We start from the raw sequence: 14,378 nt of genomic DNA, 5'->3' as shown, positions 1-14,378 counted from the left end.
ACGTCCCTGTGGCCCACCGGGACCCCGGTGGGAATGTTGTGGGCGACAACGTATGCGGAGAAGTGGCATGACGAGAACCACACTGAACCGATCAAGCTGTCGAAGGAGCATCACAATTCGGTCACGTACGGCCCGGTTTGTTGTTTCCGGTTCGATTCAGATGGGCCAGACGGACGATGGCGGACGCCCTGACCGACAACAACGGGTCGCCGGACGGACACGCCCGGCAACCCGGCAGGGGAAGGATCACCGACTCGGGCGTTCCCACCGGTCAGCCGACCCGTCGGGCCCGAGCTACCCGTCCGGAAGCGTTCGCCGAGCGCGAAACGGTTCCAGTCCGGGTGGCCCGCCGCACAACCCCGTCCGGCGGGCCGTCCGGGGGAACGCGCCATCCCCAGGATCACCCGTGGACGTTGTCAGTAATCACTCTCTGTCACCTGAACGGGTATTACGGTGGGTGAGCTCCGCCTCCTCGGCCGGCGGCCGATCGGGTGATGCGGGCACGTCGCCGTCACGGGACCGCAGAGCGACTGCCGCGATCACCGCCGCGATGCCCACACCCTCCAGGGCCCCGGGGACCTGGCCGAGGGCGATCACCCCGATGACCGTCGCGGTGGCCGGGAGGAGCGCCAGCAACACCGCGAACCGGGCCTGCCCGACCCGCTTCAGCACCACCTGGTCCAGGCCGTAGGGGATCACGCTGGACAACACCCCGACCCCGACGGCGAGCAGCAGCACGACCGGATCCGCGAGCGCGGCGAGCTGCGCGTGGCCCGCCAGGAACACCAGTGGGGACAGCACCACCGAGGCGACGAAGAAGCCGACGGCCATGTCGTCCACGCCGTTACCGGCGGCCGCCACCCGCTTGCCGAGAACGATGTAGGCGGCCCACATCGCGGCCGCCGCCAGGGCCCAGAGCAGGCCTGATGTGCTCGCCGACCAGCGCACGTCCGCGATGAGGAGCACACCTCCCGCCGCCAGCACGACCGCTGCCACGTCCCGTGCCCGGCGGGAGGCCAGTGCCGCAACCGCCACCGGCCCGCAGAACTCCAGGGCGACCGTCGTGCCGAGCGGGAGCCGGTCGATCGCCTCGTAGAACGCGATGTTCATCAGGGCCGTGGCCATCCCGAACGTGATCGCCCGCGCCATCCGCACGCCCCGCCACGCGGGGCCGCCCGGGCGGCGCCAGGCGAGCAGCACCACCCCCGCGCCGAAGATCCGTAACACCGCGACCGCGGAGGGCGACAGACGGTCGAACAGACCGACGGCGAGGGCCGCCCCGACGTACATCGAGGAGCCCCCGACGACGAACAGGAGCGGCGCCGGGATCCGGCGCCACGGCCGGGACGTCTCCGTTACCACGACAGCAGACCGTAGTCGTCGGGTCCCCACTGTTTACATTCCTCACCTTGCGGTGTCACCGGCCGCACCGCATCATTCACTCGTAGTCAACTGAATCCGTTTTTCGACACCTGAGCGCCATCTCGTCGACGGCCTCCAGCCACCGACGGCCAAACGTGATTGTCGTCGCCATGCGGGGCGGGAACACGTGCAGGGGTGCTGAACGTCTGAGAGAGTGGGCGAACCGCGCAAGCGGTCGTCACAGCAAATCGGTACCGGGGGAACCCGGCACCGAGACGGAGGGAGACCGCTATGCAGCCTGGAACCCTGACCCGGCCCGAGTTGACCCTCGCCGACCGCTGTGACCGCTGCGGAGCGGCCGCAAAGGCACGCGCCGTACTGCCGTCTGGCGGAGAGCTGCTGTTCTGCGGTCACCACGCGAGGGCCCACGAGGACAAGCTTCGGTGAGCTCAAGGCGGACGTGCAGGCGGGTAGTTGACAGGGGCCGGTCCCCAGCGCCGGCCGATGTGAGCATGATCGAGATGTGAGCATGATCGAGAGGGCGGGCACCGCAAGGTGCCCGCCCTCTCGCCTGTCCGGCCCCGGGCCCGCAACCCCCTCTGAGACCCCGCGAGTCGCGACCTGAGACCCCACGAGTCGCGACCTGAGACCCCACGAGTCGCGACCTGAGACCCCGTGAGTCGCGACCTCACGCCCCGCCGGTCGCTCCTCGCCGGGCCCGAGGCCTGTTCGTCGAACACCGGCAGGCGGCCCGCTCGCGCCTCGTCCCTGCTTCGCCTGGCTCACCTCTGAACCCACGCGCGTGTTCTCGCATCCCGCGCCCCGTCGACCGCGCGCGTCGCACCTGACAGCGCGCGTGACTCGGCCGAGCGCGCTCCACGCGCGCCTTCTGGTCACGCGCGCGTCGTCGGCCGCGCGCGTGGCACCGGACGGCGTCGCGGGAGTCAGAGGGACGGGGCCGGCCGAGATGGGGCCTGCGCCCCCGGACGCCGCCGGCATCCTGAGCCCCCGAATCGACGCCTGCGGTGAGAGGAGTGGGGTGAGACCAGACTGAGGCCCCACGTCCAGACCTCCGCGGTCCCAGCGCCCGACTCCCGCGATCCCAGAGCCCGACTCGCGCGGTCCCAGAGCCCGACTCGCGGGGTCCTGGAGCGCGACTCGCGGGGTCCTGGAGCCCGACTCGCGGGGCCCTGGAGCCCGACTCGCACGGTCCTGGAGCGCGACTCGCGGGGTCCCAGAGCGCGACTCGCGGGGCGATCAGCCGGCCCGGGCGGTCAGCGCCAGGAGCGGAGGGTGGCGATCCGCTCCTCGAGCTGCTCGATGTTCGCCATCGCCGTGGGCGGGCCGCCGCAGGAGCGGCGCAGCTCGTTGTGGATCACGCCGTGCGGCTTCCCCGAGCGGTGGTTGTGCAGCGCGACGAGAGTGTTCAGCTCCTTGCGCAGGGCGTTGATCTGCTCCCGGACCGTCATCCCGCGCCTGTCCGGCGGCGGCGGCGCGGGCGCGGGGGTCGCGCGGGCACCTGCTCCGGTGCGCGGCGAGCCCTTGTCCACCCACTCCTGCTGACGCTTGCTCAGCAGCGTCCGCACCTGCTCCGGCTCGAGCAGCCCGGGCAGGCCGAGGTAGTCCTCCTCGTCCGCGCTGAACGAGGCGCCGTCGTAGATCAGCTGGTCCAGCTCGGCGTCCGCGTGCAGCGCGGTGAAGGACTTCTCGTCCTCCCCCGGCTCGTCCTGCTGGCGGTTGGCCTGGTTGAGCTCCTCGTCGTTCCAGACCTCCTCGGGCCGGTGCGGCTTACCGAGGACGTGGTCCCGCTGCGCCTCGAGCTCGCTCGCCAGCCCCAGCAGCACCGGCACGCTCGGCAGGAACACCGACGCCGTCTCCCCCGGCCGCCGGGAGCGCACGAAGCGGCCGATGGCCTGGGCGAAGTACAGCGGCGTCGACGCGCTGGTGGCGTACACCCCGACGGCGAGGCGCGGCACGTCGACGCCCTCGGACACCATCCGGACCGCGACCATCCACCGGTCCCGGGACTCGGAGAACGCGGCGATCCGATCCGACGAACCGGCCTCGTCGGAGAGCACGAGCGCCGGCATCGTCCCGGTGACCGTGTGCAGGATCGCGGCGTAGGCCCGCGCGGTGGTCTGGTCCGTCGCGATGACGAGCCCGCCCGCGTCGTCCATCCCGCCCTGACGGTGCGAGTCCAGCCGGCGGTCCGCAGCGGCGAGCACCGCCGTCATCCACTCCCCTGCCGGGTCCAGCGCCGTGCGCCAGGCCATGCCGGTCTGTTCCTTGGTCATCGGCTCGCCGAGCCGGGCGGTGATCTCCTCGCCCGCGCTGGTCCGCCAGCTCGACGTCCCCGAGTAGGCCAGGAAGACGACCGGCCGCACGACGTTGTCCGCGAGAGCCTGGGCGTAGCCGTAGGAGTGGTCCGCGCGGCTGCGCAGCGCCCCCTCGGCGTCCCGGACGTACTCGACGAACGGGATCGGGTTGTCGTCGCTGCGGAACGGCGTCCCGGTCAGCGCCAGCCGCCGGACCGCCGGCTCGAACGCCTCCCCGACGCCCTCGCCCCAGGACTTCGCGTCCCCCGCGTGGTGGATCTCGTCGAGGATCACCAGCATCCGGCGGTTCTCGGTGCGCCGCCGGTGCAGCGCCGGGTGGGCCGCGACACCGGCGTAGGTGACGGCGATGCCGTGGTAGTCCGACGACGTCCCGCCCTGGGAGTTGCGGAACTCGGGGTCCAGCGCGATCCCGACCGCCGCCGCGGACTGTGCCCACTGGTACTTGAGGTGCTCCGTCGGCGTGACCACCGTGACGGCATCGACCGTGCGGTCCGCCAGCAGCTCGCTCGCGACCCGCAGCGCGAACGCCGTCTTGCCCGCGCCGGGCGTCGCGACCGTCAGGAAGTCCTGCGGCTTGGCCGCGAGGTAACGGGCGAGGGCGCTGCGCTGCCAGGCGCGGAGCGGACGCGACGACGGGGCCGGCTGGACCTGCGAAACTGCTTCCGACACACGTCTCCCTGGGATCTCTACGGCCATGAACCGCACCGTGGGTGAGGGCGATCACCCCTTCCCCCGGGCACCGTGGCCACCGGGATCGCCGGGTGCCGGGGAGCGTGGATCAGGGTAGCCCGGCGGATTCGTCCGGCGAGTCGTGACCCGCAGCGGCCCACGGGTGCGGGTGGGGTAGGCCATGCTGGACGGCGCCATGACCAGGACGACGCAGCCATGACCAGCCGGACGGGTGCCCGGGCCGGGATGCGGACGACGAGCCGCGGGGCGACGATGCGCCGGGTCGCCGTCCGAACCCTGGTCAAGGCCTGGGACGACAACATCTTCTCGCTGTCCGCGAAGGCCGCGTTCTGGCAGGCGCTCTCCCTGCCGCCGCTGCTGCTGGCCCTGCTCGGCTCGCTCGGCTACGTCGGCGACTGGTTCGGCCCGGCGACCGTCGGCGAGGTGTGCGCCACCATCGTCGACGCGTCCCGGAAGGTCTTCGCCGGCCAGGTCGTGGACGAGATCATCGCCCCGACGGCCCAGACGATCCTGACCGACGGCCGCGCGGACGTCGTCTCGATCGGGTTCGTCATCTCGCTGTGGGCGGGTTCGTCCGCGGTGTCCGCGCTCGTCGACTCGACGGTCACGGCGCACGGCCAGGACGGCGTCCGGCACCCGGTCTGGCAGCGCCTGGTCTCGCTCTTCTACTCCTTGACCGCGCTCGTGCTCGCCGTGTTCGGCCTGCCGATCCTGGCCCTCGGGCCGGACCTGCTCCCGAGCGTGCTCCCCGAATCCTGGCGCCCGACCGCCGCCTCGCTGATCGACCTCTTCTACTACCCGAGCCTGGGGCTGCTGCTGGTCCTGGGGCTGACCACGCTCTACAAGGTCGCGCTCCCCCGCGGCGTCCCGTGGCGCCGGCTGCTGCCCGGCGCCGTGCTCGCCATGGTCGTCTTCGTGGTCGCGACGAGCGGGCTGCGCTACTACATCGCGTTCGTCACGAGCACGGGCTACACCTACGGGGCCCTGGCCACGCCGATCGCGTTCCTGCTCACGGCGTTCCTGCTCGGCTTCGCGGTGGTGATCGGCGCCCAGCTGAACAACGCGATCGACGAGGTGTCCCCCGCGCCGGCCACGGCGGGCCGACGCGAGAGACTGTTGGTCGCCGGGCGGACGGTGCTCCGGCGGGTGCGCCCGTTCCGGGAAGGTGAGGCATGAGACCCGACGACGCGCTTCCTCCCGCGGAGGCGCGATGAGTACCGCCGACGTGCTCGTTCCCGCGGAGGCGCGATGAGTACCGACGACGCGGCCGTCCCCCTGGACATGCTCCTCACCGAGGGCGCGCGCGGGCCCTGGCGCCGCCTGCTCCCCGGTGGACCCGCGGTCCGGCTAGCCGCCTCCCTCGCCACCCGGCCCGCGACGCTCGCCCGGCGCGGCGCGGGGCTGGTCACGGAGCTCGGCAAGATCGGCCTGGGCACGTCGACGGTCGCCGCGCCCGAGCGGGACCCGCGCTACGCGGACCCGGCCTGGACGTCGAACCCGGTGTTGCGGCGCCTCGCCCAGGCCCACACGGCCGCCGGTGAGACGGCCCTGGACCTCGTCGACGACGCCGGGCTGGACCCGGCGGACTGCGAGCAGGTCCGGCACGCCGTCGCCACCGCGGCGGAGCTGCTCGCCCCCGCCACGAACCCGCTGCTCAACCCCCTCGCCTGGCGCGCCGCCGCCCGGACCGGCGGCCGCAGCGTCGTGGACGGGCTGCGGCGCGCGGCCCAGGATCTCGGCGCGTCGCCGCGCGTCCCCGCCGTCGCCGATCTCACGCCCGGCGAGGACGTCGCCGCCACGCCCGGCGCCGTCGTGTACCGCACGGAGATGGTCGAGCTGGTCCAGTACCTGCCGCAGGACCGCGAGGTCCGCGACGTCCCCGTGCTGGTCGTCCCGCCGTTCGCCAACCGCTACTACCTCGCGGACCTCGCCCCGGACCGCAGCCTCGTCGAGCATCTCGTGCGGGCGGACCAGCAGGTCTTCGCCCTGTCCTGGCGCAACCCGGCCGCCGAGCACGCCGAGTGGGGCCTCGACGCGTACGCGCAGGCCCTGCTGGACGCGATGGACGCCTGCGAGCGGATCTGCCGGGTGGACCGCACCGTCCTCCTCGGCGTCAGCACCGGTGGCCTCCTCGCCACCGCGTTGCTCGCCCACCTCGCCGCCCGCGAGGAGCGGGAGCGGGTGGCGGGCCTCGTCCTCGTCGGAACGGTCCTGGACCGGGCCCACGCCCGCACCGGCCCCACGGCCGGCCACCCCGTCGACGACCGGGCCGCCCGGGCCTCGGTCGCCGCGTCGGCGCGCCGCGGGTACGTCGACGGCCGCCGGCTGGCCGAGCTGCTCGCCTGGCTCTCCCCGGACGAGCTGGTCTGGCCGGGCTGGGCCCACGGCTACCTGCAGGGCGAGGAGCCCGCGCCGGACCCGCTGCGGTACTGGAACGCCGACGCGACGCGGGTGCCGGCCGCGCTGCACCGGGACCTCGTCGCCCTCGCGCTCGACAACGCGCTGGCCGGGCCCGGCCGGCTGATGCTGCTCGGTACCCCGCTGGACCTGTCGCGGGTGCGGACGGACGTCTACGCCGTCGCCGGGGTCGGGGACCGGTTCACGGCCTGGCAGGCGGCTTACCGGACCAGCCAGCTCGTCGGCGGCAAGACCCGGTTCGTCCTCGCGACCGGCAGCAACGCGGCCGTCCTGGCGAGCCCGCCGGGGAGCACCCGCGCCGCGTACCGCGTGGGCGGGGCGGTGTCCGCGGGGCATCCCGTCGACGCCGAGCGCTGGCGCGCCGCCGGGCACGTCGAGCCCGGCTCGTGGTGGCCGGACCTCGTCGAATGGCTCGCCGAGCACACCGGTGAGCTGAGAGACGCGCCACCGGAGCTGGGTGGGCGCGGCCTCCACGCGGTGCACCCGGCGCCGGGCACATATGTTGTGGAGCGATGACGAGCACAGCGCACCACCCCGACGTTCCCCGTGACGACGTCTTCTCCACCCGCGTGCGCGGCCGGACCCTGCGGGTCGCCATCCGGCGCGCCACCGCCGACGGCCCGCGCCGGACCCCGTTGCTGCTGCTCAACGGCATCGGCGCGACGCTGGAGGTGCTCGAGCCCTTCGTCGACGCCCTGCCGCCGAACCTCGAGGTGATCCGCTTCGACGTGCCCGGCATCGGCGGCTCCCCGGACCCCACGATGCCGTACCACATGTCGACCTTCGCGCTGCTCGTCGGCAGGCTCGTGACGCAGCTCGGCTACGGCGAGGTCGACGTCCTGGGGTTCTCCTGGGGCGGCGGGCTGGCCCAGCAGGTCGCGATCTCCGGGCGGCGGTGGGTGCGCAAGCTCGTGCTCGTCGCCACGGGGACGGGCTCGCTGATGGTGCCCGCGCGGCCGAACGTGCTGAGCAGGATGCTCACCCCGCGCCGCCACCAGGACCCCGAGTACGCCGCACGGATCGCCGGGGAGATCTACGGCGGCACGATGCGGACGAACCCGCAGAAGGCCCCGCGGGCCCTGCACGCGGGCGACCACGGGGGCCCGGCCCGCGGCTACTACTACCAGCTCCTCGCCGGGGTGGGCTGGACCACGCTGCCGTTCCTGAACATGATCCGCCAGCCCACCCTGATCGTCGCCGGTGACGACGACCCGATCGTCCCGGTGGTCAACGCCAGGCTGATGACGCGCGGGATCCCGGACGCGCGGCTGCACCTCTACCGGGGTGGGCACCTCGCCCTCGTGACCGAGGCCGACGAGCTGGCCCCGGTGATCGACGAGTTCCTGACCGGCCGCGCCTGACCTGCCCGGGGCCGGCCCACGCCGCGGCCGGCCCGGGGCTCACTCGCCCCCGTCGCCGCCCTTGGGCAGGCCCTCGTAGATCTTCTTGCAGTCCGGGCAGACCGGGGAGCCGGGCTTCGGTGACTTCGTCACCGGGAACTTCTCCCCGCACAGCGCCTCGACGAGGTTGCCCAGGACCGCGCTCTCCGCGATCTTGTTCTTCCGGACGTAGTGGAACATCGTCGGCTCGTCGTTGCCGGTGGAGTCCGTGCCCTGCGGACGGGTCTCGACGTCGGGCAGCACCTGGGTCGCCATGTCCTCCATGATGCCCCATGTGGCAACCGCACCTGTCCTTTCCCCGTCCGTGGCGGACGCCCTCGCTTCCGGCCGAGGCGTCGTCGCCCTCGAGAGCACCCTGCTCGCCCACGGCCTGCCCGCCCCCGAGAACCGCAAGGCCGCCGACGAGCTCGAGGCCACCGTCCGCGCCCAGGGCGCCGAGCCCGCGACCGTCGCCGTGCTCGACGGCGTCCCGTACATCGGCCTCGACGAGGGCCAGCTGGACCGGGTCTGCGCCGGCGGCCTGGACAAGCTGTCCGTCCGGGACCTGGGCGTGGCCGTGGGCCTCGGCAGGGACGGTGCGACGACCGTCGCCGCCACCGCCGCCCTCGCCGCCGCGGCCGGGGTCCCGGTCTTCGCCACCGGCGGCCTCGGCGGCGTGCACCGCGGCGCCCGGGACACCTGGGACGTCTCCGCGGACCTCGCCGGGCTGGCCCGCACCCCGATCCTGGTGGTGTGCTCCGGGGTGAAGTCGATCCTGGACGTCGGCGCGACCCTGGAGGTGCTGGAGACCGAGTCGGTGCCGGTGCTCGGGTACCGTACGGACGCCTTCCCCGGCTTCTACCGGCGGGACTCCGGGCATCCGGTTCCCTGGCGCGTCAACGGCCCGGACGAGGCCGCGGCCGTCTGGCGGGCCCACCGGGCGCTCGGCGGCGGCTCCGGGCTGGTGCTGGCCCAGCCCGTCCCCGGGGCCGACGAGCTCGACCTCGCCCTGCACGACCGCCTGCTCGCCGAGGGCCTGGCGCTGCTCGCCGAGCGCGGGGTCACCGGCAAGGACGTCACCCCCGCGCTGCTGGAGCACTTCCACACGGCCAGCGACGGCGCGAGCCTGGCCACGAACATCGCGCTCGTCCAGGCCAACGCGGCCCTCGCGGCGCAGGTCGCGGTCGCGCTCGCCGGATGACGGTGATCGTCGTCGGCGACCTCGGGATCGACGTCCTGGTCGCCCCCGCCGCCCCGCCCGCGCCGGGCGCCGACGTGTCCGCCCGGATCCGGCGGACCCCCGGCGGCGCGGGTGCGAACACCGCCGCCTGGCTCGCCCACTTCGGGGCCGCGCCGACGCTCGTCGCCCGGGTCGGCGACGACCAGCCGGGCCGCGACGCCGTTGCCGAACTGGCTGCCGCCGGCGTCCGGACGGCGGTGGCCGTCGACCCGGACCTGCCGACGTGCACGGTCCTCGTCCTGCTGGACCCGCCGTCGACCGCGGGTGGGCACGGCGAGCGCACGATGTACTCGGACCGCGGCGCGGCGGGCCGTCTCTCCCCCGCCGACCTGCCCGGGGACCTGCTCGCCGGTGCCGCTCACCTGCACCTCTCCGGGTACGTGCTGGCGGACCCGTCGTCCCGCGAGGCGGGGCTGGCCGTGCTGGCGGCGGCGCGGGCGGCCGGGGTGAGCACGTCCCTGGACCCGCAGCCCGCGACCGACCCGGCGCTGCTGCGCGGGGTCCTGGACCGGGTGGACCTGCTCCTCCCGAACCTCGACGAACTGGAGGCGCTGACCGGCTCCCGGGACCCGGGCTCGGCATGGGCGCTGGTGGAGGGCGGCGCCGGCGCCGTGGCGGTGACCCTCGGCGCCGAGGGCGCGGTGTGGGTGGACTTCCACGGCCCGCAGCACGTGGCGGCGGCGCCCACGCGCGTCGTGGACCCGACCGGAGCGGGGGACGCGTTCGACGCCGGCGTGATCGCGGCCCGGGTCGACGGCGCCGACGGCCCCCGGGCCGCCGCAGCCGGCTGCGCCGCCGCGGCGATCGCGGTCGGCCGGCACGGCGCGCGGCCCGGCTGACCGCTCGCGCAGACGTTCGCGGGCGACGCCCACCTCAGCGCACGGGCCGGCCCGCGAACATGGGCGTCAGCTGTCGATGACCGGGTGCGCCCGGCTCTCGAGCTCCTTGTGCTCACCCTTGTACCGGTTGGGCTTCTCCGCCTTGAGGGGGAGCCGGTCGTTCGCGATGAGCACCGCGATCCACGGGAGCGGGATCGAGATGACCAGCAGACTCACCGCCAACCAGGGGATCTGGTAGAAGACGGCGGCGAGCACCATGCAGGGGATGCGCATCCCCATCATGATCTTGTAGCGACGTTTGCGGATCACCAGCTCTTGCTCGTACGAGAGTGGTGCATCCGTGATGAGTACGGGATCGGAGTCCCGTCGCGGGTTGGTCACCGGACCACCTCCTCCCCCATCCTGTCACCGGGTGCCGGGGAATGCGCGCCCACCTGGCGGGGGATCTGCCGTGTGCTCACTCCGGCTCGTCGGGTTCGTCCGAATGTCCGTGGGCGTGCAGCCGTACCGGCGCCACCGCGTCGGCGGAGACGACCTCCAGCAGCCGGCGCGCCAGCCCGTCCGCCATCCGGTACCGGACGAGCCGGCCCTCCCGGTGCGCGGTCACCATCCCGTGGGCGCGGAGCAGCCGCAGCGCGTGCGAGACGGCGCTGTCGCTCATCCCCACTGCGACCGCCAGGTCCGAGACGCACAGGTCCCCGGCGTGCTGCAGGGCGAGCAGGATGCTGAGCCGGTTGACCTCGCCCAGCGCGTCGAGCACGGTCGCCGCGTGCTGGACCTGCTCGGCGTCGGCGAGGACGGCGGTGGCGTCGCACACCTGGTCCGGATCGATGACGCGGAGACCGCGGCGCGCGGTGGGGACCTTGTGCACGGGACCGATGCTAACCGTCCCCGATCACGTCCCGGCCGCCGCTCGCGTCCCGGCCTTCGCCGCGGCCTTCGCCTTCTGCTTGAAGTCCCGGACGAGCTCGAGCGACGCCGCGTCGACGACGTCGGCCACCGACCGGTGCGAACCCTCCTCGCCGTAGCTCCCCGCCGCCTCGCGCCAGCCCGGCGGCGTGACGCCGCGCTGCTTGCCGAGCAGCGCGGTCAAGATCTGCGCCTTCTGGGCCCCGAACCCGGGCAGCGCGCGCAGCCGCGCGAGGAGTTCCTTCCCGTCCGCGACGTCCGACCAGATGCCGGTGACGTCCCCGTCGTAGCGCTCGACGATCGCCGTGTGCAGCGCCTGCACCCGCGCCGCCATGGCCTTCGGGTAGCGGTGCAGCGCGGGCGTCGCGGCGAAGATCGCGACCAGCTTCTCCGCGTCGTACGCGGCGATCTCCCGTGCGTCGAGGTGGTCCGTCCCGAGCCGCCTCGCGAGCTCCGCCGGAGCGGCGAACGCGCGCTCCATGGGGATCTGCTGGTCCAGCAGCATGCCCGTGAGCAGCGCCGACGGGTCACGGTCGAGCAATGCGTCGGCGTCGGCGTCCTGCGCCAGGGTGAGGCTCACGGGCAGGCACTCTACCGGGGGCGCCGGTGCGGCCACCGATCACGAGCGCGAGGATGGACGCCGTGCCCGAGCGCCTGCCACCCCCCGCCCTGCCCCTCGACCTCTGCCAGTGGCTCCGCGAACGCTTCCTGCACCTGGACTTCACCACCGGCGGGGTGCGCGCACTGCTCGGGGACGAGGCGCACTCGGCCCTGTCCCGCGGTGAGCCCGAGGCCCCGGCCCGGGCCACCCGGGGCGCCGGCGAGCTCGGCACGCTCGTCCGGTTGTTCCTGCTCGGCGGCACCGAGCCGGAGTCCGACGTCGAGGGCGCGCTCGGCAAGGTCGACCGCTACGTCGCCGCCGGCCTGCTGAGCAGGGCGGACGACGGCCTGCGGGCCGCGCTCGACCTGCGCCCCTACGGCGAGGGCGGGGACGCGAACGAGCTCGCGGACGCGGACTGGTACGTCCTGTCGGACCTGGACACGCCGGCGTCCCGGCAGGACCGGGACCACGTGACCGGCGTCGGCGGGGCGTCGCTGACGCTGGCCGCGTCGATGGTCCGGCGTCCGGTGCTGGGCACACTCGACCTCGGCACCGGCTGCGGCGTGCAGACGCTGCACGCCTCGCGGTTCTCCACGGCGCTGGTCGCCACGGACGTCGCGGACCGGGCCCTGGCGATGGCCCGCTCCACCTTCGCCCTGAGCGACGTGCACACCGCCGAGCTGCTCAAGGGGCCCTGGCTCGAGCCGGTCTCGGACCGCGAGTTCGACAACATCGTGTCCAATCCGCCGTTCGTGCCGGGCCCGCCGCGCGTCGACTACGTCTACCGGGACTCCGGTCGCGCGGGCGACGAGGCGATCGCGGCCCTGCTCGCCGACCTGCCCGGCAGGCTCATGCCCGGCGGCGTGGCGCAGCTGCTCGGCTCGTGGCTGCACGTGGTCGGCGAGGACTGGCCGGACCGCGTGGCCGGGTGGATCCCGAAGGGCTGCGACGCGTGGATCCTGCAGCGTGAGGTGACGGACCCCGCGATGCACGTCGGGGTCTGGCAGCGCGACGCCGGGCTCGACCTCTCCTCCCCCGACGCCCGGGCGCAGGCGGCCGCGTGGCTGGACTGGATGGAGGGCGAGCGCGTCGAGGGCGTCGGCTTCGGGTTCCTGCTGCTGCGCAAGCGCAAGGACGGGCGCGAGGGCACCGTCGTCGTCGAGGACCTGCCCGGGGACCACAGCGGTCTCGGCGAGGAGATGACGGGCTGGCTGGACCGCGTCGACTGGCTGCAGGAGCACGCGAGCGACGAGGCGCTGCTCGGAACCCGGCTCAACCTCGCCCCCACCGCCGTGCTGGAGCAGTACTCCGTGCCGGCCTCCGGGGAGGACGGGGGCTGGGCGGACGCGGGCTCGGCGGTGGTGCGGGCGGACGGGCCGCGGTGGCGGCACGAGGTCGACGCCCCCGCGGCGGCGCTGCTCGCCGGCTGCCGGGGCGAGCTGCCGCTGGAGGAGCTGCTGGCGCTGCTGTCGTTCGCGCACGACCGGCCGATGGACGAGCTGGTGCGCGCGACGCTGCCGGCCGTGCGGGAGTTCGTGCGGCACGGCGTGCTGCTGCCGGTCGACGGGTGGACCCCCGTCCCCCGGTGGCGCGGGCAGCGCTCCTGATGCGGCGCGGGTTCGTGACGCGGGCGGGGTCCTGATGCGCGCCGTCGCCGCCCGGGTGACCCGGGCGTCGGTGACGGTCGACCGCGAGGTGGTCGGCGCGATCGAGGGGGAAGGCCTGCTGGTGCTGCTGGGCGTGCGGACGGAAGACACCCCGGAGACGGCGGAGTGGATGGCGCGCAAGCTCCACGAGCTCCGGATCCTCGACGGCGAGCGGTCCTGCGCCGAGGCCGGGGCACCGCTGCTGGTGGTCAGCCAGTTCACGCTCTACGGCGAGGTCCGCAAGGGACGCCGCCCCTCGTGGACCGCGGCGGCCCGGCCCGAGGTGGCCGAACCGCTGGTCGACGCGGTGGTAGCCGCGCTGCGGGCACGCGGCGCGCAGGTCGAGACCGGCGTGTTCGGGGCGCAGATGGCCGTGGAGTCGGTGAACGACGGCCCGTTCACGGTCCTGGTCGAGAGCCCGGGCTGAGCGCGCGGCGGGGCTCCCCGGAACGGCCAGGGACTGCGCGTCACCGAATCGGAGTGCGCCGTGCCGGCCACCGAGGAGCCCGCCGCGGAGATCGTGCCTCGCCGAGGGCGAGCACGTCCCGGGCCCGGATCAGCTCTTGGCGGAGCGGGGGCGGGTGGTCTTGGCCGCGGTGTCGCTCACGGCGTCGGTGACGGTCTCAGTCGCCTTGGTGGCGGCCTTGTTCGCCTGCTCGCCGATCACCTCGACGACCTGCACGCCCGCGTCGAGCAGGGTGCGGGCGACCTGACGCTGCCCGGCGACGATCTTCTGCACCACGTCGAGGGTGGTGTCGAAGGCGGTGTCCAGCGCGGCGTGCGCGTCCGCGGAGGTGGGGCGGTGGCCGGTGAAGGTGCCGGCGTAGTCCTGGACGGTGTCCGCCCAGGTCTTGACGGCGGACGTGACGGCCTCCTGGCCGCGCTTGGCGTAGTCCGCGAACTGCTCGGTCGGAGCGCTCATGAGAAGTGCCTCTCGTGAAGGAAGTGTCAGCCTTGC

14 protein-coding genes and 1 pseudogene are annotated in these 14,378 nt (G+C 74.1%); 8 read left to right on the top strand and 7 right to left on the bottom strand.

Going from position 1 to position 14,378, the window contains the following annotated elements; genetic code table 11:
- Positions 1–423: 423 nt before the first annotated feature.
- A complete protein-coding gene (locus tag WBK50_RS13845; RefSeq protein ID WP_341336004.1) occupies positions 424–1,362 on the bottom strand; it encodes an EamA family transporter in 939 nt (312 codons plus the stop codon).
- 291 nt (positions 1,363–1,653) lie between these two features.
- On the opposite strand from WBK50_RS13845, the pseudogene WBK50_RS13840 reads away from it, so the two are divergent.
- Positions 1,654–1,840: pseudogene (locus WBK50_RS13840) on the top strand (DUF7455 domain-containing protein).
- A 796-nt stretch (positions 1,841–2,636) separates the two neighbouring features.
- On the opposite strand, the gene WBK50_RS13835 reads toward WBK50_RS13840, so the two are convergent.
- Positions 2,637–4,394, bottom strand: coding sequence for a DEAD/DEAH box helicase (locus tag WBK50_RS13835; protein WP_445942251.1), 1,758 nt, complete (start codon positions 4,392–4,394; stop codon positions 2,637–2,639).
- Between the two features lie 189 nt (positions 4,395–4,583).
- Here WBK50_RS13835 and WBK50_RS13830 point away from each other — a divergent pair, with 189 nt between their 5' ends.
- The 3 genes from WBK50_RS13830 to phaZ all read left to right on the top strand — a co-directional run bounded on the left by WBK50_RS13830 (position 4,584) and on the right by phaZ (position 8,167).
- Positions 4,584–5,564: a YihY/virulence factor BrkB family protein gene (locus tag WBK50_RS13830; RefSeq protein ID WP_341336002.1), complete on the top strand. Its 981-nt coding sequence runs from the start codon at positions 4,584–4,586 to the stop codon at positions 5,562–5,564.
- A 72-nt stretch (positions 5,565–5,636) separates the two neighbouring features.
- Complete coding sequence (locus WBK50_RS13825; protein WP_341336001.1) at positions 5,637–7,322, top strand: PHA/PHB synthase family protein; 1,686 nt, start codon at positions 5,637–5,639, stop codon at positions 7,320–7,322.
- On the top strand, positions 7,319–8,167 hold the full coding sequence (gene phaZ / locus WBK50_RS13820; protein ID WP_341336000.1) for a poly(3-hydroxyalkanoate) depolymerase: 849 nt from the start codon (positions 7,319–7,321) through the stop codon (positions 8,165–8,167). Before WBK50_RS13825 ends, phaZ begins: the two co-directional genes overlap by 4 nt.
- Before the next feature lie 39 nt (positions 8,168–8,206).
- Here the strand turns inward: phaZ and WBK50_RS13815 are convergent, their stop codons facing one another.
- Positions 8,207–8,461, bottom strand: coding sequence for a DUF3039 domain-containing protein (locus tag WBK50_RS13815; protein WP_297503674.1), 255 nt, complete (start codon positions 8,459–8,461; stop codon positions 8,207–8,209).
- A gap of 10 nt (positions 8,462–8,471) precedes the next feature.
- Between WBK50_RS13815 and WBK50_RS13810 the strand changes: the two genes are divergently transcribed.
- A complete protein-coding gene (locus WBK50_RS13810; RefSeq protein WP_445942356.1) occupies positions 8,472–9,386 on the top strand; it encodes a pseudouridine-5'-phosphate glycosidase in 915 nt (304 codons plus the stop codon).
- On the top strand, positions 9,383–10,264 hold the full coding sequence (locus tag WBK50_RS13805) for a carbohydrate kinase family protein (protein ID WP_341335998.1): 882 nt from the start codon (positions 9,383–9,385) through the stop codon (positions 10,262–10,264). The genes WBK50_RS13810 and WBK50_RS13805 overlap by 4 nt, the downstream gene beginning before the upstream one ends.
- 66 nt (positions 10,265–10,330) lie before the next feature.
- On the opposite strand, the gene WBK50_RS13800 is transcribed toward WBK50_RS13805, so the two are convergent.
- The 3 genes from WBK50_RS13800 to WBK50_RS13790 form a co-directional block, all read right to left on the bottom strand.
- Positions 10,331–10,645 (bottom strand): DUF3099 domain-containing protein, encoded by a 315-nt coding sequence (locus WBK50_RS13800; RefSeq protein WP_341335997.1) that lies wholly within the window; start codon positions 10,643–10,645, stop codon positions 10,331–10,333.
- Positions 10,646–10,721: 76 nt separating this feature from the next.
- On the bottom strand, positions 10,722–11,135 hold the full coding sequence (locus WBK50_RS13795) for an ArsR/SmtB family transcription factor (RefSeq protein ID WP_341335996.1): 414 nt from the start codon (positions 11,133–11,135) through the stop codon (positions 10,722–10,724).
- A gap of 24 nt (positions 11,136–11,159) precedes the next feature.
- The gene (locus WBK50_RS13790) at positions 11,160–11,759 is read right to left on the bottom strand and encodes an HhH-GPD-type base excision DNA repair protein (RefSeq protein ID WP_341339382.1); all 600 of its coding nucleotides are present in this window, start codon (positions 11,757–11,759) and stop codon (positions 11,160–11,162) included.
- A gap of 56 nt (positions 11,760–11,815) precedes the next feature.
- Between WBK50_RS13790 and WBK50_RS13785 the strand changes: the two genes are divergently transcribed.
- Together WBK50_RS13785 and dtd are read left to right on the top strand one after the other, a co-directional pair.
- Positions 11,816–13,381, top strand: coding sequence for a DUF7782 domain-containing protein (locus WBK50_RS13785; RefSeq protein WP_341335995.1), 1,566 nt, complete (start codon positions 11,816–11,818; stop codon positions 13,379–13,381).
- Between the two features lie 34 nt (positions 13,382–13,415).
- The gene (gene dtd, locus WBK50_RS13780) at positions 13,416–13,847 is read left to right on the top strand and encodes a D-aminoacyl-tRNA deacylase (protein WP_341335994.1); all 432 of its coding nucleotides are present in this window, start codon (positions 13,416–13,418) and stop codon (positions 13,845–13,847) included.
- Between the two features lie 129 nt (positions 13,848–13,976).
- On the opposite strand, the gene WBK50_RS13775 is transcribed toward dtd, so the two are convergent.
- Positions 13,977–14,342 carry a hypothetical protein gene (locus WBK50_RS13775; RefSeq protein ID WP_341335993.1) on the bottom strand — a complete coding sequence of 122 codons (366 nt, stop codon included), beginning with the start codon at positions 14,340–14,342 and terminating at the stop codon, positions 13,977–13,979.
- Positions 14,343–14,378: the final 36 nt, after the last annotated feature.

It is taken from the genome of Pseudonocardia sp. T1-2H (assembly GCF_038039215.1).
In the GTDB taxonomy this organism is placed as follows: Bacteria; Actinomycetota; Actinomycetes; order Mycobacteriales; family Pseudonocardiaceae; genus Pseudonocardia.
The sequence above is the reverse complement of the archived record's forward strand: the minus strand, read 5'-3'. Positions and strand labels throughout refer to the sequence as shown.